Origin of the sequence: Bacillus sp. FSL W8-0519 (assembly GCF_038005585.1) — a bacterium.
GTDB classification, from domain to species: Bacteria; Bacillota; Bacilli; order Bacillales; family Bacillaceae_G; genus Bacillus_A; species Bacillus_A paranthracis.
In genome coordinates this window covers 155871-177037 of record NZ_JBBOTL010000002.1, presented here as the reverse complement: position 1 = coordinate 177037, position 21167 = coordinate 155871, and the positions used below count along the sequence as shown (strand labels likewise).

At 36.4% G+C, this 21167-nt stretch carries 22 protein-coding genes and 4 pseudogenes; 20 read left to right on the top strand and 6 right to left on the bottom strand.

The window, feature by feature from the left end; translation table 11 throughout:
• Positions 1-196 precede the first annotated feature (196 nt).
• The 6 genes from NST14_RS28905 to NST14_RS28880 all read left to right on the top strand — a co-directional run bounded on the left by NST14_RS28905 (position 197) and on the right by NST14_RS28880 (position 4464).
• Complete coding sequence (locus NST14_RS28905; RefSeq protein WP_000377604.1) at positions 197-1066, top strand: hypothetical protein; 870 nt, start codon at positions 197-199, stop codon at positions 1064-1066.
• Complete coding sequence (locus tag NST14_RS28900) at positions 1066-2049, top strand: hypothetical protein (protein WP_001275784.1); 984 nt, start codon at positions 1066-1068, stop codon at positions 2047-2049. Before NST14_RS28905 ends, NST14_RS28900 begins: the two co-directional genes overlap by 1 nt.
• A gap of 102 nt (positions 2050-2151) precedes the next feature.
• Complete coding sequence (locus NST14_RS28895) at positions 2152-2418, top strand: hypothetical protein (protein WP_002170375.1); 267 nt, start codon at positions 2152-2154, stop codon at positions 2416-2418.
• Between the two features lie 250 nt (positions 2419-2668).
• On the top strand, positions 2669-3169 hold the full coding sequence (locus tag NST14_RS28890; RefSeq protein WP_000937006.1) for a S1 RNA-binding domain-containing protein: 501 nt from the start codon (positions 2669-2671) through the stop codon (positions 3167-3169).
• A gap of 529 nt (positions 3170-3698) precedes the next feature.
• Complete coding sequence (locus NST14_RS28885) at positions 3699-4082, top strand: hypothetical protein (protein WP_001103657.1); 384 nt, start codon at positions 3699-3701, stop codon at positions 4080-4082.
• Positions 4083-4140: 58 nt separating this feature from the next.
• Positions 4141-4464, top strand: coding sequence for a JAB domain-containing protein (locus NST14_RS28880; RefSeq protein WP_000518042.1), 324 nt, complete (start codon positions 4141-4143; stop codon positions 4462-4464).
• A 53-nt stretch (positions 4465-4517) separates the two neighbouring features.
• Here the strand turns inward: NST14_RS28880 and NST14_RS28875 are convergent.
• A pseudogene (locus NST14_RS28875) lies at positions 4518-5204 on the bottom strand (IS3 family transposase); the annotation flags it as partial.
• A gap of 139 nt (positions 5205-5343) precedes the next feature.
• Positions 5344-6217 (bottom strand): annotated as a pseudogene (locus tag NST14_RS28870) (IS4 family transposase); the annotation flags it as partial.
• A gap of 389 nt (positions 6218-6606) precedes the next feature.
• Here NST14_RS28870 and NST14_RS28865 point away from each other — a divergent pair.
• From NST14_RS28865 to NST14_RS28820, 10 genes are all read left to right on the top strand, one after another.
• Positions 6607-7491, top strand: a complete 885-nt coding sequence (locus NST14_RS28865) for an isocitrate lyase/phosphoenolpyruvate mutase family protein (RefSeq protein WP_000571606.1) — start codon at positions 6607-6609, stop codon at positions 7489-7491.
• Positions 7484-8749 carry an ATP-grasp domain-containing protein gene (locus NST14_RS28860; RefSeq protein ID WP_001060995.1) on the top strand — a complete coding sequence of 422 codons (1266 nt, stop codon included), beginning with the start codon at positions 7484-7486 and terminating at the stop codon, positions 8747-8749. Before NST14_RS28865 ends, NST14_RS28860 begins: the two co-directional genes overlap by 8 nt.
• A complete protein-coding gene (locus NST14_RS28855; RefSeq protein WP_001092096.1) occupies positions 8746-9978 on the top strand; it encodes an MFS transporter in 1233 nt (410 codons plus the stop codon). The genes NST14_RS28860 and NST14_RS28855 overlap by 4 nt, the downstream gene beginning before the upstream one ends.
• A complete protein-coding gene (locus tag NST14_RS28850; protein ID WP_000922288.1) occupies positions 9972-10769 on the top strand; it encodes a TauD/TfdA family dioxygenase in 798 nt (265 codons plus the stop codon). Before NST14_RS28855 ends, NST14_RS28850 begins: the two co-directional genes overlap by 7 nt.
• Complete coding sequence (locus NST14_RS28845; protein ID WP_001233203.1) at positions 10762-11271, top strand: hypothetical protein; 510 nt, start codon at positions 10762-10764, stop codon at positions 11269-11271. Before NST14_RS28850 ends, NST14_RS28845 begins: the two co-directional genes overlap by 8 nt.
• Positions 11272-11841, top strand: coding sequence for a thiamine pyrophosphate-dependent enzyme (locus NST14_RS28840; RefSeq protein ID WP_000625643.1), 570 nt, complete (start codon positions 11272-11274; stop codon positions 11839-11841). It begins immediately after the preceding gene.
• Positions 11838-12734 carry an aspartate carbamoyltransferase gene (pyrB, locus tag NST14_RS28835; RefSeq protein WP_000083389.1) on the top strand — a complete coding sequence of 299 codons (897 nt, stop codon included), beginning with the start codon at positions 11838-11840 and terminating at the stop codon, positions 12732-12734. Before NST14_RS28840 ends, pyrB begins: the two co-directional genes overlap by 4 nt.
• Entirely contained in the window at positions 12734-13762 is a 1029-nt protein-coding gene (locus tag NST14_RS28830; protein WP_000364397.1) for a DUF1611 domain-containing protein, read from the top strand. Before pyrB ends, NST14_RS28830 begins: the two co-directional genes overlap by 1 nt.
• On the top strand, positions 13746-14930 hold the full coding sequence (locus NST14_RS28825) for an ATP-grasp domain-containing protein (protein ID WP_000621198.1): 1185 nt from the start codon (positions 13746-13748) through the stop codon (positions 14928-14930). The genes NST14_RS28830 and NST14_RS28825 overlap by 17 nt, the downstream gene beginning before the upstream one ends.
• A gap of 470 nt (positions 14931-15400) precedes the next feature.
• On the top strand, positions 15401-15883 hold the full coding sequence (locus tag NST14_RS28820) for a hypothetical protein (RefSeq protein ID WP_139242471.1): 483 nt from the start codon (positions 15401-15403) through the stop codon (positions 15881-15883).
• Positions 15884-16533: 650 nt separating this feature from the next.
• Here NST14_RS28820 and NST14_RS28815 read toward each other — a convergent pair.
• Together NST14_RS28815 and NST14_RS28810 are read right to left on the bottom strand one after the other, a co-directional pair.
• Positions 16534-16704: a hypothetical protein gene (locus NST14_RS28815; RefSeq protein ID WP_002170379.1), complete on the bottom strand. Its 171-nt coding sequence runs from the start codon at positions 16702-16704 to the stop codon at positions 16534-16536.
• Between the two features lie 130 nt (positions 16705-16834).
• Positions 16835-17557 (bottom strand): hypothetical protein, encoded by a 723-nt coding sequence (locus NST14_RS28810; protein ID WP_000753388.1) that lies wholly within the window; start codon positions 17555-17557, stop codon positions 16835-16837.
• A gap of 379 nt (positions 17558-17936) precedes the next feature.
• On the opposite strand from NST14_RS28810, the gene NST14_RS28805 reads away from it, so the two are divergent.
• A complete protein-coding gene (locus NST14_RS28805) occupies positions 17937-18692 on the top strand; it encodes a CPBP family intramembrane glutamic endopeptidase (RefSeq protein ID WP_000536137.1) in 756 nt (251 codons plus the stop codon).
• Between the two features lie 96 nt (positions 18693-18788).
• Here the strand turns inward: NST14_RS28805 and NST14_RS28800 are convergent, their stop codons facing one another.
• Positions 18789-19163, bottom strand: coding sequence for a hypothetical protein (locus NST14_RS28800; RefSeq protein WP_000333633.1), 375 nt, complete (start codon positions 19161-19163; stop codon positions 18789-18791).
• A gap of 206 nt (positions 19164-19369) precedes the next feature.
• Here NST14_RS28800 and NST14_RS28795 point away from each other — a divergent pair, with 206 nt between their 5' ends.
• The 3 genes and pseudogenes from NST14_RS28795 to NST14_RS31075 form a co-directional block, all read left to right on the top strand.
• Positions 19370-19564 (top strand): hypothetical protein, encoded by a 195-nt coding sequence (locus tag NST14_RS28795; protein ID WP_000992383.1) that lies wholly within the window; start codon positions 19370-19372, stop codon positions 19562-19564.
• Between the two features lie 149 nt (positions 19565-19713).
• Positions 19714-19770 (top strand): annotated as a pseudogene (locus NST14_RS31080) (hypothetical protein); the annotation flags it as partial.
• A 207-nt stretch (positions 19771-19977) separates the two neighbouring features.
• A pseudogene (locus NST14_RS31075) lies at positions 19978-20280 on the top strand (transposase); the annotation flags it as partial.
• A 64-nt stretch (positions 20281-20344) separates the two neighbouring features.
• Here NST14_RS31075 and NST14_RS28785 read toward each other — a convergent pair.
• Positions 20345-20986 carry a class I SAM-dependent DNA methyltransferase gene (locus NST14_RS28785; RefSeq protein WP_000785006.1) on the bottom strand — a complete coding sequence of 214 codons (642 nt, stop codon included), beginning with the start codon at positions 20984-20986 and terminating at the stop codon, positions 20345-20347.
• Between the last annotated feature and the right edge of the window lie 181 nt (positions 20987-21167).

Genomic DNA, 21167 nt, shown 5'->3' with positions numbered 1-21167 from the left:
ATTCATTAAATATATAACTATTTTAACAATAATTCTAATAAATAAGGTTAGTAGCAGGCTTAGTATAAAGAACAAATAAAAATTTTAGAAAATATTTCTAAAAAACTTAGTTTCTCAGTTAAAAGTACCAATAATTCAAGTAGAAGTATTATTTTTGAATTTTATAAATATTGAACGAGGGAGAGGAGATATTTTTATGGATTCAAAAACTTATGAAAAGCTACAGGCACTACGTAGATATAAAGAGCCAATTCAGGCAGTATTGAGAACGGTTAAAAGACATGATAAAGACGATCCAGATACTGAATATGCTGAATTTGCCCTTGAAAACGGTAAGATTATAGGTATTTGTAAAAAAGAGGACTTCTCTGATTATTCTTTTAGAAGTATTACACAATTCACAGGTAATATTTTTAACGTAGTAATTACTCAAATGTCTGATGAACTGGATGTAAATAAAGTTCAAGTATCAGTAAAAGAAGCAAGTAGAAGATCGGCAGATGCTTTAATTCGTGAGTTAATAGAATTGGAGCAAGATGAAAGACTGCAAGAGCCAACCTACGAAGCAGAAGTAACTGGATACAATATGAATGCTCAGGTTCCAACTATATTCTTACGCATCAATGGTGCCGAATGCTTCATGAAATTACATGAACTAAACTATGGAAGAGTGTATAAAAATGCTGTGGATCGTTATGCCCCTATTGGTGAACGCATCCCAGTTAAGGTTCTGCAATTTAATCCAGAGCAACGATTAATCCACGTTTCTAGAAAAGCAGCAGTGGAAAACCCTTATCAGTTATTAGCTGAATTAGCTGAAGGAGATACAATCGTTGGAAGGGTAGTAAATGTTGACCCGCGTTTTGGAGTTTTTGTTGAATTGGACCAAGGCTGCACAATTAAAGGAATTGTCCCTAAAACAATCGAACAGCCAGTATTGGATGAAGTAGTTAGTATGAGAATTGTGCATGTGGATGTAGAAAAAGAGAGAGGGTCGGGGGTTATCTTCAAGTTTCCTTTTGGACGCAAAAAAGTTAACGACCCAACGGCGTTTTTATATAACTAATGAGTGCGCCGCAGGTTTCCGTACAAGAGAATGGAAAGGCGGTTCAATATTGGCTTAATAGGGACCAATCTTTATCACTTTGGGATGACCCCTCTTTGCAAGGGGGACCAATTCTTCCAGATAAATTCAAACCACTCACAGATTTACGTAGTATTTATGACAGGATTAATTCAGGTTTTATAAATGAAAAAGATAATTTAATACTAAAGCTTATTTGGGATTCATTAGCTATTACTGAAGCACAAATCAAAAATTTTGTGGAATCTAAAATTAGTAGGTCACAGGTTTCAGAATCGTTGAAAAAACTGGTACTGTATGGATTTGTTAGTCGATGGGAGATAAAATCTGGGCTATTTCCGGATCAACCCAAAACTTCTGCTCCAATTACATTAAATACTGCTGGTCATTTAATGATGTGGGCTTACCATAATCGCAACACAAACTATTCTTTGAAGCCAGAACAGTGGTTAAAACTTGGAGTAGCGGGGGTACAAAGATTTGTCACTATGAATCAAATAAAATATGAGTTTGCAATAGGCCAACAATTATTAAAAAACTGGTGCTGGTATCCGAAGTTACAAGGTACTGGTACTGGTACTGGTACTGGTTATAATCCAATTGCTGTTGGAGAAGTTAAAACTCCGATTGGAAATCAAAACTTCATATTTGAAAGGGTACAACAAGGTCAGCGGTATGCACAACATTTAAAATCACGATTGAAAATTTGGGAAGAGCAAATTCAAAATGGACCAAATAATTTATTGAATTTCGAAAATACGAAGAGTTTACCAGGAATTTTTATATTATCAATATCTAATCTTGCTTTAGCAGAACATGTTAGAAAGGAGCTAATGTTAGACTTACGAAAGATTCCAATAATGCTTTTAATAGACGAATGCATTCACAGTGAGGGATTCGCAAAATCTTTTTATATCTCAACTCAAAACGGAATTCAGCAAGCACCATTACCATTTTTGAGATAACAAGAGCTGCTTCAGGTAAATATGCTGAAGCAGCTTTTTGTAGTTAAAAGCAAAGCGGGTAAGGGTCTGTACAGAGTAATAAAGGAGATGGAGCTGTTAAAAATGTTCGATACAAATCGATGTCAAAAATTATTTGTAAGATACAAATATAAGTTAATTGTGTCTGTAATGGTTTTAATGGCTTTAGATGCACTACTTATAAAAGGCTTTATAGATATGTTTACAGCAACTCTTAACGGTTCTTTTTTAGTTTTAACAGTAGCAGCGTTGTTTACTGTAGGGTATTACAGAAAGAAGTATCATTACTATAAAGTTCTGATATATGGTGAAGAGGAGTTTACAGAAATCGTAACAGTTACCCATTATTAGTTTAGTAGGTATTCTTTTAAAGGATTAATAAGAAGTGTAGAAGAAAATGATATTTGATATATATATTTGTTTAATAAAGTGATTTGTCATAATAAAGGTATTATCCAAGGTTTTAATTAGTTAATCAGTTATAACACCTTTATAATCTTTAACACACTTTATTATTTGTCTATATAAAGGAGTGAGGATATGTGTCAAATAAGGGTACGCTAGATAAGAACATCGCTAGATATATATAGAAGAAACAACTTTGTTGCCGAAAGCTTACACTGATTTGTATAAGAAAAATACAACAGTTACAGTTAAGGTTGAAAATGTAGTGAAATATGGAGTTTTTGTGCAAATTCAAGATGAAAATAAAGGGAAAGGTTTATTGCATATTACAAAGTTTCAAAATATGTATGTTAAACGTATTGAAGATTACTTGCAAATTGGAGATATAATTGAAGATGTTAAAATAATAGATGTTACTCAGGATAGTCTGGCATTCTCAACCTTACATTTAAAAATTGAACAAAAATATACGGGGAAAACACAAGATCAAACAGATATACAAGAAATTAAAGATATGATTGCACAAAGGGTTGGTATTATTTCAAAGGATGCAGAGAAGAAAATTGATAATGTTATTAAGAAAAAGGGAATTGTACCATTTGTAATGGCCATGGGTACAGTCATAGACGATTTTAATTATGACCTTTCAATTAAATTGGTTGAAGAAATTGAAAAAAAAGCGCGTGATTATCTTTAACAAAAAAAGAAAAATAATCATAACGGACCATGCAAGTGACGCATTTAATAATCGTAATGAAGAAGCTGAATGTATAGAAGCCTCCGTATATAATGCGAAAATTATACTCAAGAACAAGAATCAACTATATATGAAGAGCAATTCATTAAAGTATCCATGTTTAATTGTAGGTCAAGATCTGATTGTTAAGTCGACAATTAAGGAAAATATGAAAATGATACCTTATGATTAAATGATTCTATTGAAAATTATTGTTTGAAAATTCAATTTACTATATAATGGTAACATATCTTTTTTATATTTTTCTAATCCATAACTAATCTAAGCCTTTCGGGTTTACTCATTATTAACGCATTGCGTACATTTTGTTCGCATGTCTAATAACGATGTAATCCTGAAAGGCTTTTTGTGTTTCGGGAATGGAATTAGGAAAAATGAATAGGGGGAAGAAACAAGTACTATCCAATGTTTGGATAATCAATTGTGATTTAAAGAATTACAAATTATAAAAAGTGAGAGGGGAATTAATATGAACGTTGTTTCTAAGGAAAAAAGTGTACTTTTAAGTCATTTAGATCGGGTATTTGAAAATCTTGAAAAAGAAAAAAAGTGTAAAGCTAAAGATGATTTTCGAATAACTGAGGAGTTGAGTGTTGGAGACACGATTTTAAAAATATACTTCGTTGATGAAAAATCAAATGTCTCAAAAGTACCTATAATTCTTACATTAAATCAGCTACAACATTTTCAAAACTATCTTAAGTCTAAACAAGTCATAGTTAAGGATGTAGCAGATAATACACTATTTACACTTTTTGAATTAGGTGTTTGTGAGCCAAATACCAAAATTCATCTTAAGGCGAAAGATATCATTAATGTTTTGAGAGCGTTTGGAGTAAAGGTCCAAATATAAATTGTAAATATTAACGTGCGCAGCAAATAAAAAATTGCTCTTTTGGGGGAGAAATATAATGGGTAAGCGAATAATGATACAATCAGTAAAACTGGTTAAGGAAAGTAACAAGATTTATGATATTGAAAGAAAAAGAATTACTAGTCCAGATGATTTAAATATTCTTGCTAGAGTTGTGTTGTGTGCGGATGAAATTCCACTTAAAGTTTTTGGGTTATTTAACTTAAATACAAAGAATGAAGTTATTGGTTGTAGTATTGTATCGCAAGGATCAATAAATAGTTCAATAGTTTCGCCCCGTGCAACTTTCAGAACAGCCATACTCAATAATATAGTATGCTTTCATAATCAATGGGGAACGTGTATGTTCTACTACAAGTAAAAAAAGACGTTCGTTGAATAATCAGTACCCTTTTTAGAGGACATTTAAAAAAGTTAGACAGCCGTAAGAAGATGATTTCTGTATTCAACAGGAGTCATCTTCTTTAAATTCCACTGATACCTATGCTGATTATAGTATTTCATATAAGCTTTAATTTTTTGTTTTAGCTGGGCAAAAGAGGTACAAGTTTTTATGTGTGCTTCATCTTTAAGGTGTCCAAAAAAGGATTTTTGAGGGGTATTATCCCAACAGTTCCCTCGTCTTGACATAGATTGTCCAAGCTTTAATTTTTTGAGTGATTTTTAATAAGTAGGAATTTTGTAATGAGCGCCTTGATCAGAATAGATATAGGCATCTTTAGTGAATCAAACTCTCTTATTCTTCTTGAGTTAGTGAAGAGTCGCCATTGCGAAATCTAGTGTAAGTCGTTCTGAAACGTGATGAGCCAAAATTTCATTAGTAGGCTTGTCTAAAATGTTAGATAAATATCCTTTCTGATTCTTACCATAAAACAGATATGTGGTATCTGTAAGAAAGGCTTTTCCTGGTACTCCTTGTCTGAATGCTCGATTTAAGTGATTTGGTACCACAAAATGTTCTTTCGTCGTTTTCATCATTCTTTTGTAAGGATTTGCTTTACGAATAGGACAAATAATCCCGTATTTCTTCATAATCCTACGAATACGCTTCAAATTATAAACAACTTGAAATTGACCAGCCAATGTCATTTTGAAATTTCTCCGATTCGCATTTTTCTCTCATTATACAAGAAATACCCTATAGAATAGACTTTTTTTAAGTGTCTATTCTATAGGGGACATTTTAAAATACTTCATTCCTTTCTTTTACTGCTTGATCTTGTAATCTTTTTTGTTGCTATTGTTTTGTTAATCGATGAACAATTACACGAGCTTGCACTTTATCAATCATATCTGCATAAGCATCAGCTATTTCACATGCTTGTCCTGGTTGAAGAGAGTTCATTACCGTCTCCATATCTATCTGTATATACTCTGGACCCTTCTTAATTCTTCCATCTTGAAAATAATTAGAGTTAGGATTTTTTTGATAAATAAGTGTATTCGACTTGATATGAGAGATATAGTAGGACTCTTTATCTTGTATATATTGAAGGGTCTTTAAATGAAAATACCCTAAATATCGGATACATAAATCATTCTCCGTCACAGTTGGGGCACACAGAGAGCCGTAAGTGCAATCATGTTCTTTATCTGAAACTGTATGAATATGTAGGAACTGTCCACTTAACAAATCATATTCAAGTTGAATTTTTATCCTGGCTGTATGGCTGCATCCTCCTGCAACTGGATAAATCGGTGAATCTACATCCGGGAGTTGAAATACAGTTGAATCTAAAATACGAATACGCTTGAAAACAGGAGTGTTTGGAGAAGGAATCGACATAGATGCGGCCAATTTTTTTGCTTAATAGTTTGGCTAGTAGGTGTTATAAAAGTTGGACGGCCACTTTATTAAATCGTTGATTCAGTCCTTCCGGACTGATAAGTACTGCTGTTGATGCTTCTAAACAGCTAGATAATTGAGTTAAAGAGATTTTAGAGACATTTTGGCTCCCCCATACAAATAAAGCTATTAAATCTTTTGCTTGGTACTTACTGGTTCGTTGTACAAAACCAACATCTCTAGCAAGATTCCGTAAGATATTTGGAGATAAAAAACTTTGAATCTCTTGAACAAATAGTTTTAATTCACCAGGCGCAGAAACAGACATGAAAACGCCGTCCTTTCCTATGACCCTAAAGAAAGAATAGCGTTTTAGGGGGGCATATCTTTTTATTATCTTGATAGCGATGTGGTGGAACACTTATATTCAATTCTCTTATGTTGCGCCACTTGACGTAATTCTATATTATAAATATTTTTAATTTTTTTTTGCGTTTTTCAGCGGTCAGGATATTATTGACGTCGTTTTTCGACCTGCTTATTTAAATTTTTAAATAATTCTATAAAATTTGTTGATTTAGAATAGAGTAATTAGTATAATAAATTTCGGGTGTAAATCATGTAATATTTGTATATTTCGTAAATTTTATGCGAATTGGATTCATACAGAAAAACATGCTCACCTCTGTAACAGCTTAACAAGAAAGGAGAAAAACAATGATTGAACTAAATGTAAAAAAAAGTAGTGCAGAAAAACGTGCTTATCTTCGTGATGCTATAGCAAGAAAGGGGAAAACAATTTTGGCCGCAGGGGCACATAATGGCTTAAGTGCCCGTTTGGTAGAGGAATCCGGCTTTGAAGCCGTTTGGTCTTCCAGCTTCGAGATTTCAGCGTCGGCCGCATTACCGGATGCAAGTCTGCTTAGCATGTCAGAATATTTAACGGCAGCAAAGCAAATGAACGATGCTGTCTCAATTCCTGTTATAGCAGATTGTGATACAGGATTTGGGAATAATTTGAATGCAGTTTACGCCGTTCAACAGTTTGAAGCGGCCGGAATTGCAGCTGTTTGCTTTGAGGATAAACAGTTTCCAAAGATGAATAGTTTCGTTGGCGCTGGTCAACATCTTGAACAGATTGATACGTTTGCCCGAAAGATAAAAGTTGCAAAAGAAGCGCAAACAACCAAGGATTTTATGATCATAGCACGCACAGAAGCTCTTGTAGTAGGATGCGATGTATCTGAAGCACTGAAAAGAGCTCATGCTTACGCTGACGCAGGTGCAGATGCTATTCTTATTCATTCTAAGGCCAAAACACCTGACGAAGTGCTTGACTTTATATCATGCTGGCAAGACCGATTGCCTGTAGTTGTTGTCCCAACGACCTACTATTCCTTGACTGTCGAAGAAGCTAACGCTGCTGGTGTAAAGTTAATGATCTTTGCCAACCACGGAATGAGAGCTATGATTTCAGGGTCAAAGGAAGTCTTGTCCAAGATATGTGTAAGCGGTAGTTCAGAATCTGTACAAAGCGAGATTGCGACAGTACAAGATATATTTCAAATACAGCGTTTACCGGAATGGTTAGAACATGAATAATCTTGATGACTTTGAAGCAGTTTTTGTTAAAGGAGAAACTTCACCTGGTGTAAAAGTTCTCCTAATTGGTTGGTATAAGGAGGCTTTGGAATCTCTGGTTAAATTAGGATGTGATGTAGTTAATGTTATCAATGCAAAACATATTGAGCGTTCGCGCCAGCACAATCAAAACGCTACAATCCTAAGTTGTGCTGATGTACATAGTGCAGAAGAAGTTATTGAAAGTTTAACCAGGGCATCGATTCATTTAGAACAATTCTCGGTTATTTGTAGTATGAGAGAATTAGCATTAGTCACAGCAAGTATTCTAAAGGAGCTCACACAATGTCAAGGCATGTCGACCGATGTTGCAGTGGCACTTCGAGATAAGTATGTGCAAAAACGCTTAATTAAATCAGCTGGTATTCCCGTCACGGACTTTTATACTGTGGATTTGATCACTGATATCAAAAAAATTAACAAACCAGTAATCATTAAGCCGTTATCCGGTGGCGGTGCTCGTGACACTTTTCGAGTCGACAGCATAAACAAACTGGGTGAGTTGCGTAACCTCAAGCACATTGGTCCGTGGTTAGTCGAGGACTTAGTTAGTGGTTCTGAGTTGCACCTTGATGGCGTAATTCGTGATGGAGAAGTTAAGATGTTAAGCATTTCAAGATACTTAACAAACGTAATAGAAATCCAAAATGGAGGTCTAGTAGGTTCAATTGTGCACCCGCCTAAGCAGAATCATCTGCTGTATGAACGGGGTAGAGCATTGGTGACTGATGCACTTACAGCACTTGGCCATACTAACGGAATATTTCATCTAGAGGCTTTCGATACCCCATCTGGCCTTGTTTTTAGCGAATGTGGCGGAAGAATAGGTGGTGGAATGATTTTTGAAGAGGTCAACCATCTTTTCGGCGTAAATCTGGCATTTGAGTGGGCTAAATCCTGCCTGGGTTATAATACGAGGGTGAATCTGAAAGAAACCGTGGGGACTGTCGGATTTGTCCATCTTCCTTCGCCTGAAGGGAGGATAATTTACGTACCAAGTGAAGAAGAGGTTATGAATATGGAAGGTTGTGTGAAAGCCTCTGTAAACATTAAAGTTGGTCAGATAATGAAGAACAGTGCAGAGGCATCTAATATTAAAGCTGGGAAAGCTCTAGTACAAGGTAAAGACGAAGAAGAAGTTGAAATACGTCTTAGAAAATTGGCTAGCTGGTTTCAGGATCAAGTGCAGACAGCATCGCCTAACTCGGAGAGATCATGAATACCATAATCGAAAAATTTTGGATTTCTCCTCAGGGTTATGCTCAAAAATTAATGTTTTGGTTGACTTTCATAAATAACTTTGGCACTGGTCTCTACGTCTCAAGTGCAGTCTTATATTTTGTAAATTATCAAGGATTTAGTGCTATACAAACAGGGGTTGGACTCTCCATCGGTGGCGCTGTAGGGTTATTGTCCGGGATCCCAGTGGGAATGCTTTCAGATCGTAAGGGTGCAAGAGAAACATATCTGGTTACTTTGGTGATTGAAGCCCTTTCAATGGCTGCGTTACTAATAATAAGTAACTATTATATGTTTGTAATCTTAATTTCTATTACATCTCTCGCTTCTGTTGCAAGTAGTTCAGCAAGAGGGGCACTTGTCCGAGAATTAGGTGGAGACAACTCGACCCACTTCCGAGCAGGGCTTCGATCAGTAAACAATCTTGGCATAACCTTTGGAGGGGCGCTAGCAGGAATTGTGATAACCATACATAACCAACAAGGGTATTTGTTACTCATAGTAATTAATGTATTAACATTTATTGTCTGTGCTGGTATGGTTTATAAACTTCCAAAGACTGGGGTTATTCATAAGAAAAAAGCCCAAAAGGCGCTAGGAGTTCTTCGGGACAGGCGTTATCTTGCCTTTTCTTTTTTAGTTGTTGTCTTTATGCAGCAGTACTCAGTCTTGCCCCTCGCCCTGCCACTATGGCTTATTAACCACACAATGGTTCCCCGGTGGACCCTTGGTTTGGTTATACCTTTAAATACGATAATGGTAGTCGGCCTTCAAGTATTAGTGTCACGATGGGTGAGTAGTTCTTACAGAAGAATTAACGCCGCTTTTCTTAGCAGCGCCACATTCTTACTAATTTCTTTCGTATTAATAGGGCTTATGCCGAATGTCGAGCAAAATATTGCACTGGTCTTTATTATAACAGGTTTGATATTTTATAGTTTTGGGGAGCTTTGGTTTTCTGCAGTTAGTTACGAATTAAGCTTCCTCTTGGCTCCTCATTCTGGAACTGGTGAATATCAAGGGATGTTTAGCATGGCAAAAGGCCTAGGCAGAGTATTGTCACCCATTGTAGTTACTGGAGCTTGCCTAAATGGTGGCACAGCTGGATGGGTAGGACTAGGAGTCTTAATGTTATTAGCCGGAGTTATTTCTTTTGTAGCGAATCTCGGTACTTCAAAATATATAAAGGAGGATATAAATAAATGTTAAAATACGAAGATATTCCAAAAATTGGTCCAGAAGACTATTCAAGAGCTATTCAAACGGTTCAAGATATAGGTGTTTGTATTATTGTAGATCTTCCTACTGGTCCGGAAGAGTTAATCGAGTTTGGAAAAAAATTTGGACCTATATCAATTAAGCCCTCCTATGGGAACAGTGTGGTAAACCGTGAGGGTCCTTTTGCTGTCCTTGGCGATGTACGTCCTCTGGAAGATCTCATAGGGAAAGCACCGCGCCCTACTCAGACGACATCAGAGGTTCCTCTTCATACTGCTCGGTCCGCAAGTGATAATCCGTGTACCTTGTTTATGATGTTACTTGTCAGCGAACCTAGTTTTGGACCGATTGGTAATAGAGGGGAGTCACGCATAGCCCGGCTTGCGGATGTATATGAATTATATGATCAGGTGTTTCCGAATAAACTGAATTCTGACATTGCTGAACTGTCTAGCGTACCTATTTCTAGATCTTCTAATAGTGATGCCCGACCAATCCTTCATAGAGATAACAAAGGCAAGATTTGTCTTCGGTATTGGGAGGGGATACGTGATGACGTTTACCGTAGCGAGGTCGGTAAACCATTTCTAGAGGCTTTTAAGCGATTTGATTGGGCCCTGAATCATGTGGCAATCGAGTTTATGCTTGAGAAAAATGAGCTGATTTTTCTTGATAATACCTCCGTTGCTCATGCTCGACGGTCGTTTCCACTTTGGACGAGGAAGGGAGAAGAGATACATGTTTCTGAGCGAACCATCCACTCGGTGCACATCGATGCGTAAGGTAGATACAACTGATAAAATCGGTCAAACACAGAGTGGAACATTGGCTGATTTAATCATATCATCCGGCTATGATTATGCTGTGGGTGTACCTGATTCAATCTTAAAAAACTTCTTAGGCCCTTTGGAATTGGTAATTCCAGTTTTAAATGTACCAAGAGAAGATGTTGCAGTTGCTTTTGCTACGGGTATTAGTTTAGCAGAATCTAAACCTATTGTATTCATGAAAAATGCAGGTTTATTTACATGTGCCGATGCACTCACCTCTTTGGCTTTAGACATTGGCGAGTATTTGACATTAATAGTTGGTTGGGCTGGGACTGGATCAGACAAGCTATCCCATCACCTTGTAACTGGTAGTCGCACAATTGATTATCTAAATGCATTAGGCGTATCATGGGCTGTGTGGGATAAGGCAGATATTCATAGTTTGAAAACATTTTTAACTCAGAAAGCTCAAGGACATCGAGTCCTGTTGGTACCCCCGGGGAGTGATATTTAAATGATTAGTAGAAGTGATACTGTTAGAGCGTTGTTGGAATATATAGAAAGAGTAGAAGGCTTGCTCGTAGTAGGAAATGGGTTCTTGAGCCGTGAGGCAATGAGGTTAGGACAGATGGGGAGTATATTACCTCTTCAGGGTGGTATGGGATTGGCTAGCAGTGTTGGGGCAGGTCTTGTTACAGGTGGCCAAAAGAATGTAGTAATACTTGAGGGAGATGGGAACCACTTAATGGGTTACTCTTCACCACATGTAATTGGGGGACTTGGACTACCGATTCTACATGTTGTTTCGTGGAATGGTGTCTATAATAGCACTGGAGGTCAGAAAATTTTGAATCTTCAGCCTGATGTGAACTATGTAGCGAAGTCGTTTGGGTATGAGGAAAGTTTTGAGTTCAAATCTATTTCTAGCTTTAAAGAATGGCTTGATTCAACGAAAGTCGTTGTTCCTACGCTTGTTTACATATGTGAAATTGAAGACCAAACAACTCCCGAACGAATTGAGATTAATAGTGCTGTATATGCAACCGCATACAGAGAACGATTAACAGGAGGAGAAAATTTATGAGTCAATCGATTCGTCATCTATTGTCGATGGATGATCTTTCAGAATCAGATATTCAATGGATATTTGAGAAAGCGGAACATTACAAAAAAAATAACCGATCGAACCTAAGCCTTAAAGGACAGATTGTGGGTTTATTGTTTTATGAGCCAAGTACTAGAACCTACCAATCGTTTTCGTCGGCAGCTCAACGTCTCGGAGGCGGCGTAATTGGTTTCGGAGATCCAACTAGCTCCAGCGCAGCGAAAGGGGAGACTTTAAGTGACACAATACAGGTAATGCAGACGTTTGCGGATCTGTTGGTAGTTAGGCATCCAACCAACGGAGCTCTTAAGCCATTACGAGAAATTGCTCAGGTTCCCATTATCAACGGTGGTGATGGTTCAAATGAGCATCCTACACAGACTCTTTATGATTTGTTTACAATTAATGAAATTTTCGGGAAAATAGACAATTTGACGATAGGGTTTGTTGGAGATCTTAAATATGGTCGCACTGTACACTCTCTAACAAGGGCTCTGCTTCGATATAATTGCAAACTTTACTGGATAGCTCCAGACAGATTTCAGCCTGATGTTTTAGATAGTCATTTATCAGGTCATGTTGAAAAAGTTTCCGAAATTGACGAGGTCATATCGGAACTTGACGTACTTTATGTTAGCCGACCTCAACGTGAGAGATGGTCATCTGATGAGCAAGGTTCTGATTTGCCAATCATAGACAATGAAGTTCTGCGTCAAGCTAAGAGCTCATTAGCCGTAATGCATGCACTCCCACGTGTCAATGAAATTGCTCTGGAGGTTGATAGTAATCCTAGGGCTAAGTATTTTCAACAAGTATCTAATGCAGTTCCAGTCCGAATGGCAATCCTAGATTTGATTGGTGGGAATAAGTGATGGATTTAAAACACGGATCAGTAATAACTACTAGTATAGCTAGACATGTGGGAGATCTTGAAGGGGTAGAGGTAGTGCCAAATCCGGAACCGGTTCGAGACGAACTGGTTCTAGCAGAGGTAATACGTCTTGGGTCCTATAAGCATATTGATGTGGCCCCCGGTGCAGACTTGACGCTTTCGGTTGGGGCTAAAATTATAGGAGCATGGGGAGAACGTGGTTCGTCCACTTCAATAAGTGGTCGAGTACCTTCAACATTTATTGAAGAAGCAGATTTATTGGCGGTGGGGGGATTAGTTGGAGTTGCGGATGATTTCCCTCGAGAAGCAGGTCCGCCTACAAGGCTAAAGATAATTGGAGGGCTGAAGAAGGATGGACAACTTTTATCCCTTCAGCGAAAAATTAAATCATTGGTAGATGTGGAGGTTGCTGTTCCAACAGTTCTAGTTGTTGGGACGTCAGCAGAGGTAGGAAAGACCCGTGTAACCAGCTCTCTCATCCGAACTTTAACAGAATCAGGTCATGCAGTTGGTGGAGTTAAACTGTCGGGTACCGGCCGTATGAGGGATACACAAAACTACATTCAAGCGGGAGCAGTAGCGACGTCGGACTACGTCGATACTGGCATGGACACGACATATGGTCGACGAGGTCAAGAGGTTTGGGAGTCAGCCATTTCTATGTCGGATTATCTAGTTAAAAGTGGGGCAAAGATTCTTATTGGAGAGTGTGGAGGGGATGTGATTTCTTCAAATTCTATGCCTATAATTGAAGGGTTTGCTAAGGCCAACTGCCTTTGTGCGGTTGTCGCAGTATGCAGCGACCCTTTGGCTGCATTGGGGCTAAAGACCGTCTTGGACAAAGCTATACCAGATATCCCTACTTTGCTAGCACCTATGCGAAGAAATGCAACTATTAGCGCTTCGATTTCGCGGGAACTCACCGGGTGGTCCTCTTTCACCACTTTAGACGAGCTTTTAACAGACGTTTTGGAAAGGATTTATTCCTACGATGATTCGTCGAAATAAATCTAAAGGTCATGCGTTGGTATTAGATACGGGGAAGGAAGAAGTGAATGCGGTCTTGTCGGAATTGCATGACTACAGATTCACACGATTGATGGATCCCCCCTCCATTGAAAATAGTGAATGTATTCCAGATAGTAATGGACACATAATAGGTCTAGAAGATGCAGCAATGGCTTTATGGGGGAAGGACAGCTACCAATACGTAGTAGCTACATCGGAGAGAAATGTCTCACTAGCAGGAAGATTAAGATCACGATATGGATTAACTGGTATGAAAGAACTTGAAGCAGTGGCTTGCACTGATAAGTTAATTATGAAGCGTAAACTTGAACAGGCAGGTGTTCCAGTTATTCCGTATTGGTCTGGATTAGATTTTATAGAAAATGAAGAAAACTGTAAGTCATGTGGGGAGGTAGTAGTAAAACCGCTTAATGGATCGCGTTGCCGTGGGGTTATCAAAATGAGTTCAGAAGAAGCATTAGATTACATTCGAAATATAGGTTATGAAGTAATCGTTGAGGAACAGATAAAAGTAAAACAAGAATTTCATTGCGATGGAGTAGTCGAAGGGGGAGTGCTTCGACACTGTGTTAGCTCGGCTTATTATCGACCTCAACTTGCTGCAGTTGGTGGATTAAATGCTAGTATACAAATCGACCCACTTAGCAGGGAAGACTATAAGCTAAGAAACTTGTCTGAGTTGGCAGTACAGGCGCTGGGGATAACCAAGGGTGTTGTTCATGTGGAGATATTGAGTGACGGTCGGAATTTGTGGGTTGGTGAAATTGCTGGGAGACCGGGAGGCGGCGGTATAACACGCTATTTACATCTCATTACGGGATTAAATTTGTGGGAAATATTTACTTACCAACAACTTGGTCATGAGCTCGACATTAGATGTACAAAAGAAAAGTCGGATGGGTCATGGTTGCGTATCGGTGTTCCACCAACCGCTAAAGGTATCAAGATAGACGAAAACTTAAAGAGTTTAGGCTCGGACATCGAGGTCTATGATCGTAGGAAAAAAAAGAGTTACACGTCTCGTAGTTACTGGCCTTTTGGTAGCATAATGTATGCAAAGACCAAGTCGATGGTGGATGCGAAGAGGTTTATTCAAGAAATAGAGAAACAGATTAAATCAGAAAAAAGGGAGTTATTAGAATATTGATATCTAGTTTATTTTCGGACTGGCTATGGAGTAACCGTAACCGTTACTCTAGCAGTCAAGAGGCTTTGGATCTTTTGGGATTACGAGAAAGAGAACTATCTCTGCTAGCAAACTCGAATGTTCGTGCCGTAATCACTCTTCCCCACGCTAGCCCTAATTTGTTTATGTCAAGACTTCATACAGTATGTCGTGCATCAGAGTTGGTAAGATCCGGTAACGCAGATTTACATATACGGGTGGTTCTAACACACACTAATATGTCTGATCTGCGTTGGCGACCATATGCCTGGTGGTATCTCGATTTAGCAGGAAATGTTCGACGGAAGACTATCTTCACACGGAATAAGCGTCGAAAGCATGTGTCGGTAATGAGTCTTCCACCATTAGACGTCTCTCTAAATGACGCAAGGGAGCCTGTCGCTGGGGCGGCACTAATAGCTAGGAACGCCCCGAATCTAGCGTTTTCCTACATGATAGCAATGGCTTACATTGAGCGTGCCGCTAATTTACATCATGGCGTTCCAACTTTGTATTTACCACTTGATTTATTAGTGGAGTTTGTTTTATCTAATGAATATAAGTTAGGGTGTATTGGTCAAGCATTACAAGAGAATGTTGAATATCGTACTTTAAATGCGTTGGGTGAAGTAGTTATAGGGAATGCTCAACAGGCAGTGATATTAGACCACATCTCCAATATGAGGCTTCTAGGAACCCTGTCACCGGCGACAGTTCTTGGGGGAATGAAGACAGAACGGTACTGGCCACATGTGATCGAATCTTCCACTAAACTTGGTACTTGCCAGGGCTGGTTCGGTATTCCGCCTATGGAGATTGTCGAGCCATTTAATGAACTGTCTGTTCCATATCAACCATCTGGTAAAGTTGTTTCACAATTAAAAGATCTGAAGATTGAATACTCACTGGCTCTTGCTCTTGCCGACACAAATTAGTTTTCTAAGGCTCGGAACTATTTGATAAGGATAAGGAATTTGAATTATAGTAAAACACAAAAATGGATGCTTTTCTTCAATAAGACAAACATCTGATCTGCCACAATCGTGCGCTTTTCTTGAGTAACGAAAAAGGCCAATTTCTCAATTTTAATGCAGGGAAATTGGCCTTTTTATTTTGGAGTCCTTTAAGGGGCTCGACCGAGATACGTGTAAAAACAGGTCATAAGCTGTATTATATTTCTATTATTTATTTTTAGATGAAAATAACAACCTCAGGATAAGCAAAAAGCCAATTTCCTTATGAACTACACCTCTAATTATTAGCCATAGTCTAATAGTTGTGGTGCAGTTTATTAATAGAGGGCTTTTTATTTATGACACCAACTATTTTATAGTGTACCTTTTGATGCAGGTGAATTTAAATTCTAACGTTGCACGTTAATATACATGAGTTTGAAAAACTACAGTATGTCTAAAAACTTTTTTGATGAGGGAGTGGATATACAGAGATGAAATATTTATTCTGATGAGTGTACTTTTGGGATGGGAAGGTTATTTTCAATATTATTTATAAATGGGACTAACTAAACAAAAAGGACTATTTTGATTAATCTTCCAAAATAGTTCCTTTTTTATATTAGTGAATGTTAATCTTTATTCTGTTTTTCAATTTCTTTCAATAATTGAACTAGCAACTCTTGATTTTTCTGATTGGAGTCTCTAATGCTCTTTAAATCTTTTGCTATTATAGGTAAATAATAAATACAAAATACTAAAATCGTTATATAAAACAAGCCGTATAAAACCATTCCTATCAAAGAACCGCCTCCTTTTATAATGGATGTTAAGTGGAATGAACCTTCTTGGGATATAGTATAAAAGGTCAAAGCTTTTAAAAGCCTTGACCTTTTATACTATATTTTATAATGAAAATTCAAATTTTTCAACTTACTCGACAATCCAACCATTTGTTGAGTAGTCTCCATTAGCTCTAATTTTAGTATCAAATCGAGCCGCACCATTATCCCAGTTTTGAATTACTGTAGATTCAAAACGACCTTCTACATTTCTAATATAATCGTATTGGTTATATTGATATTCTGAGTATAGTACACTACTACCTTTATAGTACCAACCAGCCCAATATACTTTTGCAGTTTCAGATGGATTAGCTGATCTTATTTTAGCATAATCATATGTCCAAGAATTTGACACCCAATATCTAAATAGCCAATTCCCCCATACATTTGTACCTGTAACATAATCTGTAAAAGCGTTAGAGCTATTAGCTAAAGCTTTTACTAAATCTTTTGGAGCTCTTTCAGTTCCAACTCGAATAGAACCTATTTGGTAAGCTAATTTTTCATCCTCGCTTAATGTCGGCCAAATCTCTTTTAACGCTTTGTTTTTCTCATCAATTGAATCAGCTATTCCTACTTTTTGCTCGATTTTCTTTTGTACGTTTTCAGCTTTGTCTTTAGCAAACTTGATTACATCCTCTTTTTCTTTCCCTTGTAGACTCTTAATCTTTTCTGGTTGTACAACGATTTTTTGTGAAAGTTCTTTCCCGTGTGTAACTGAATCTACGGCTGCAAAAGATGCATTTGCTGGTAAAATCATAGTTAAAGCTAGCGTCGTTCCCAGTAATACTTTCCCCATTGTTTTTTTCATCATCTTTCCCCTTTCCCTAATAGAAAACTATTATTTTTTTGAACCCAATATAAATATAATCTAGTTTCCATAAAAATGGAAGAATTTTATAAAAATTGGTATATGATAGTTATTTAATGATTTTTAAGCATAGTAATTTAAGTGTAAAAGTCACATAAAATGGAATATGGACATAAAAAAGTAAAAGAGTTTATGATCCCTACTTTCATTTGGGATTTTGGGCTTTTAAACCCAGAAAATAGTAGAAAGTTGAATTAGCTGAAATCAAAAAGAACTAGAAATTCCTTATTACAAGTAGACATTTTGGATGATACAAACTCACAACATGAGATGAAAATTCTCTATTATAATAATGTTAAGAAAGATAAAGGAGGTATTTATGGGAAGTTATTCAAAAGGTATTTTCTACTCAATTATGGCGTCGCTATGCATCATGTTAACTGTTATACTGATTGGATTGGTGAGATTAACAGATAATTATTTAAAATGGGGGGTTTTAGGGGTAAATGGAATTCAACTGTCCTCGGCATGTATATTTTTTATAGCAGTATTAATTGTGTTTAAACTGGCGAGAGATTGTTTTTTGCGACATTTCGTTAAGGTTCGAAAGAAACCCCTTGTTATTGCAATAGGTAAATCTATTGTTCTTGGAATTGGATTGCAATTTTTAATCAGTTTTGTAGCTAATGGTATAAATGTATTCAATCCTAATTTGATAAAGCCTGGTTCAGATCAATATGTATCCGTTGGTAATCTTAGTGCTGAGGGAGAATTGGTAATTGTAGGATTAGTAGGGCCGTTTGTTGAAGAAGTATTTTTTAGACTTTGTATGTACGTGTTTTTCTTTTCTCTTTTATACAAATGCAAGGATAAAATTTTAGGATTCAATAGGATTTATGATGGGTCTGAAGAAAAAGAGAAGAAATTTAAAATGCTATGGTTAATAATGTCGAATATTTTTTTCGTAATGTATCACGGGGCGGATGAAACGAATTTTTGGGTCTATTTCTTTCCAGGATTTATATATGGTAAATTATTTATGAAATATGGTTTTCTCGCGGCTTGGATAGGACATTCAGCATTTAATGTTACATCTAATAGTGTGAGCAAAATTATGGTGTATTTGTTTGGTTAGTAAAAGTAGTATTTCAATCTATTAAAAAACCGTTTTGAAAAATAATCAAAACGGTTTTTGGTTTATAAAAGTTATTTCAGAACTGTTATTTAGTTATCACAGATTCTTTTTCCATCTTAATTTACATGCTTGAAAAAACACTTCAAATAATTCTTCATTATATAGAGGTAATTCGGATAAATCTACTTTATAGCCATTAAACAGCGATTGACCAGCCTTGACGATTGGGAGTGTAGATCCTGTTAGCGCCGCTGGATTAACCCCTTGTTTCTTATCCTCATGGTAAATCAATGCGCTTAATGGAGAATATTCTGTTTCGAAAATGTTCCAATCAAAGCATTTGTAAATTTCAGGGTATGCAGTGATGTATAGAACTGTCTCATAATCAGGACTTTGTCCAATTTTATTGATTCCTCTTGCATCTAATAATCTTTGGAAATTATGTTTGTGTTCTTCACTAGAAAAACACATCATGTCAGCTCCTTTTTTTGAAAGAAATCAATTGTTCTATTAGTTTTTATTCGACAGATTTTATTGACCACCTTTTGAAAAAATGTGCCGGTTTTCTCTTTAAAACTGTATATTTAACATAAAATATTTTTGTTGTTGTGCCATCTTGACATATAAATGTACTGACTTATACTATAGGCAATCTATATAAGGATATGGGGAGAAAAATGAATGCATTAGAGGGAATTTTTAAAATCGTGGGAGATGATGTGGAAGTAGAAGGGATTTCATCGGGTTATAGAGTTTATACACAAAAGAAGATAACTGCACAAGTACTTGAAGAATTAATAGACAGTGGATTTCATGTATGGAAAGATTTATTACATAAAAATGTTTATACTGTATCTAAAGTAGTAAAGTGATTAAACTTTTTTATAAAAACTGAACAACCAATCACAAAGAAAAACTCTATTTTGATCAAACTTTTTTCAAAATGGAGTTTTTTCATTTATTTTTAAATAAAGGTTAACGGGAATTTTTTAATCAATCTTTATTCTAAAGTTACACGTTAATGGATACAGCAGCTACATTCATAATCCCTTCTTTTACAAAGGTTTATCAATGGAAGAAGCAATTTGAAGTAGGTGGCTTAGATGCCCTTGAACCAAAGAGAAAGGGGCATCCATCCATGAAAAATAAACACACAAAACATGATACAAAAAGGATTCTGGCGGAAGGTTCAATTGAAGCGTTACAAGCTGAATTAGAACGCTTACGCATGGAAAATGCGTATTTAAAAAATTTGAATGCCTTAGTTCAAAATAAGGGAAATTACCAACTATTGATGTATTCAGATCAAGGGTGACATTATCAAATGAAACAGTACCGTCAGGCATTACAAGAAAGAGGTATCGTACAAAGTATATCTCGTAAAGGCAACTGTTATGACAACGTAGTAATGGAGAACTTCTTTGGAATCATGAAGTCTGAAATTCTCTACATAAACGAGTTTGAAAGTGTAGAGCATTTCAAAATAGAATTAGAAAAATATATAGATTATTAAAATACAAAACGGATAAAGACAAAATTAAAAATGAGCCCGGTGCAATACCGGGCCCACTTTTATCAAGCTGCCTAATGAAATAACCATGCCTAACTTTTAGAGGGCACTTCAAAAATTCGTTATAAGAAGTTGAACTTTCTTATTTAATTTTGTAAGATACCCACCAAAAACACTGTCCCATATATATCTGTAAATCATTTGAAACAGGGATAAATATATTTTTTAGTTCTTCCTCGGTGTAATAGTTTTTTATGATTTCGTATTTTGTTCCATTATCCAAAGTCCTTAATTTATATGTATTTGGATCATTCTCTTTATATATTAAAGTACCACCTATGGACTTTATATAAATATTATCAGCCATAAAAACTGTTGTTCCAGACCCAAGCTTATTGTGTAATTGATTTAAAAATTCTTGAATTCTAAACTTTGGTATATGTGAAAACCAAAAGTTTGCAATACCTCCCTCAAAGTTTCCAGAGATTTTGTCAAGCTGATAGGCATCCCTTTGAAGAAAATTCACTTTAGAAGGGGAAATGTTTTTTTGATTTGCAATGTTTAATACTTCGTTGGAATAATCTAAGGCTGTTATATGTTTTGCTGTTTTAGCTATAAACTGTGTCCAATAGCCTGTCCCACAAGCTATTTCTAAAATAGATTGGTCTGTAAATAGCTTTTGGAGTTTCTGTTGAATGAGAATCTGTTCTTTTTGACGAATAGGATCGTTTCTAAAATAAACCTTTTCATATTCATGAGCTCGTTCGTTATAATACATCTTCATAAATATCCCCCTTTGTACAAATTAACCAATTATAACATTTGCTAGTTAATTCTGTATATCGTTTTTTACATTGAAAGAGTTGAATGCTAGATACATTATGATACATAGTTTCGGTAAGTTCTCAGATGCACTAGAAAAATTATATTTATGCGGGAGAATTTTAAAGAGATGTTTCTAGAAC

What these genes read in the sequence shown, in the direction of transcription:
- NST14_RS28850 (WP_000922288.1), top strand. Translation starts at nt 9,972, where the DNA reads ATGTTAAAATACGAAGATATTCCAAAAATTGGTCCAGAAGACTATTCA.
- NST14_RS28820 (WP_139242471.1), top strand. Translation starts at nt 15,401, where the DNA reads ATGATAGCAATGGCTTACATTGAGCGTGCCGCTAATTTACATCATGGC.
- NST14_RS28860 (WP_001060995.1), top strand. Translation starts at nt 7,484, where the DNA reads ATGAATAATCTTGATGACTTTGAAGCAGTTTTTGTTAAAGGAGAAACT.
- NST14_RS28805 (WP_000536137.1), top strand. Translation starts at nt 17,937, where the DNA reads ATGGGAAGTTATTCAAAAGGTATTTTCTACTCAATTATGGCGTCGCTA.
- NST14_RS28800 (WP_000333633.1), bottom strand. Translation starts at nt 19,163, where the DNA reads ATGTGTTTTTCTAGTGAAGAACACAAACATAATTTCCAAAGATTATTA.
- NST14_RS28855 (WP_001092096.1), top strand. Translation starts at nt 8,746, where the DNA reads ATGAATACCATAATCGAAAAATTTTGGATTTCTCCTCAGGGTTATGCT.
- NST14_RS28885 (WP_001103657.1), top strand. Translation starts at nt 3,699, where the DNA reads ATGAACGTTGTTTCTAAGGAAAAAAGTGTACTTTTAAGTCATTTAGAT.
- NST14_RS28840 (WP_000625643.1), top strand. Translation starts at nt 11,272, where the DNA reads ATGATTAGTAGAAGTGATACTGTTAGAGCGTTGTTGGAATATATAGAA.
- NST14_RS28865 (WP_000571606.1), top strand. Translation starts at nt 6,607, where the DNA reads ATGATTGAACTAAATGTAAAAAAAAGTAGTGCAGAAAAACGTGCTTAT.
- NST14_RS28895 (WP_002170375.1), top strand. Translation starts at nt 2,152, where the DNA reads ATGTTCGATACAAATCGATGTCAAAAATTATTTGTAAGATACAAATAT.
- NST14_RS28905 (WP_000377604.1), top strand. Translation starts at nt 197, where the DNA reads ATGGATTCAAAAACTTATGAAAAGCTACAGGCACTACGTAGATATAAA.
- NST14_RS28825 (WP_000621198.1), top strand. Translation starts at nt 13,746, where the DNA reads ATGATTCGTCGAAATAAATCTAAAGGTCATGCGTTGGTATTAGATACG.
- NST14_RS28785 (WP_000785006.1), bottom strand. Translation starts at nt 20,986, where the DNA reads ATGAAGATGTATTATAACGAACGAGCTCATGAATATGAAAAGGTTTAT.
- NST14_RS28830 (WP_000364397.1), top strand. Translation starts at nt 12,734, where the DNA reads ATGGATTTAAAACACGGATCAGTAATAACTACTAGTATAGCTAGACAT.
- NST14_RS28795 (WP_000992383.1), top strand. Translation starts at nt 19,370, where the DNA reads ATGAATGCATTAGAGGGAATTTTTAAAATCGTGGGAGATGATGTGGAA.
- pyrB (WP_000083389.1), top strand. Translation starts at nt 11,838, where the DNA reads ATGAGTCAATCGATTCGTCATCTATTGTCGATGGATGATCTTTCAGAA.
- NST14_RS28900 (WP_001275784.1), top strand. Translation starts at nt 1,066, where the DNA reads ATGAGTGCGCCGCAGGTTTCCGTACAAGAGAATGGAAAGGCGGTTCAA.
- NST14_RS28810 (WP_000753388.1), bottom strand. Translation starts at nt 17,557, where the DNA reads ATGAAAAAAACAATGGGGAAAGTATTACTGGGAACGACGCTAGCTTTA.
- NST14_RS28845 (WP_001233203.1), top strand. Translation starts at nt 10,762, where the DNA reads ATGCGTAAGGTAGATACAACTGATAAAATCGGTCAAACACAGAGTGGA.
- NST14_RS28880 (WP_000518042.1), top strand. Translation starts at nt 4,141, where the DNA reads ATGGGTAAGCGAATAATGATACAATCAGTAAAACTGGTTAAGGAAAGT.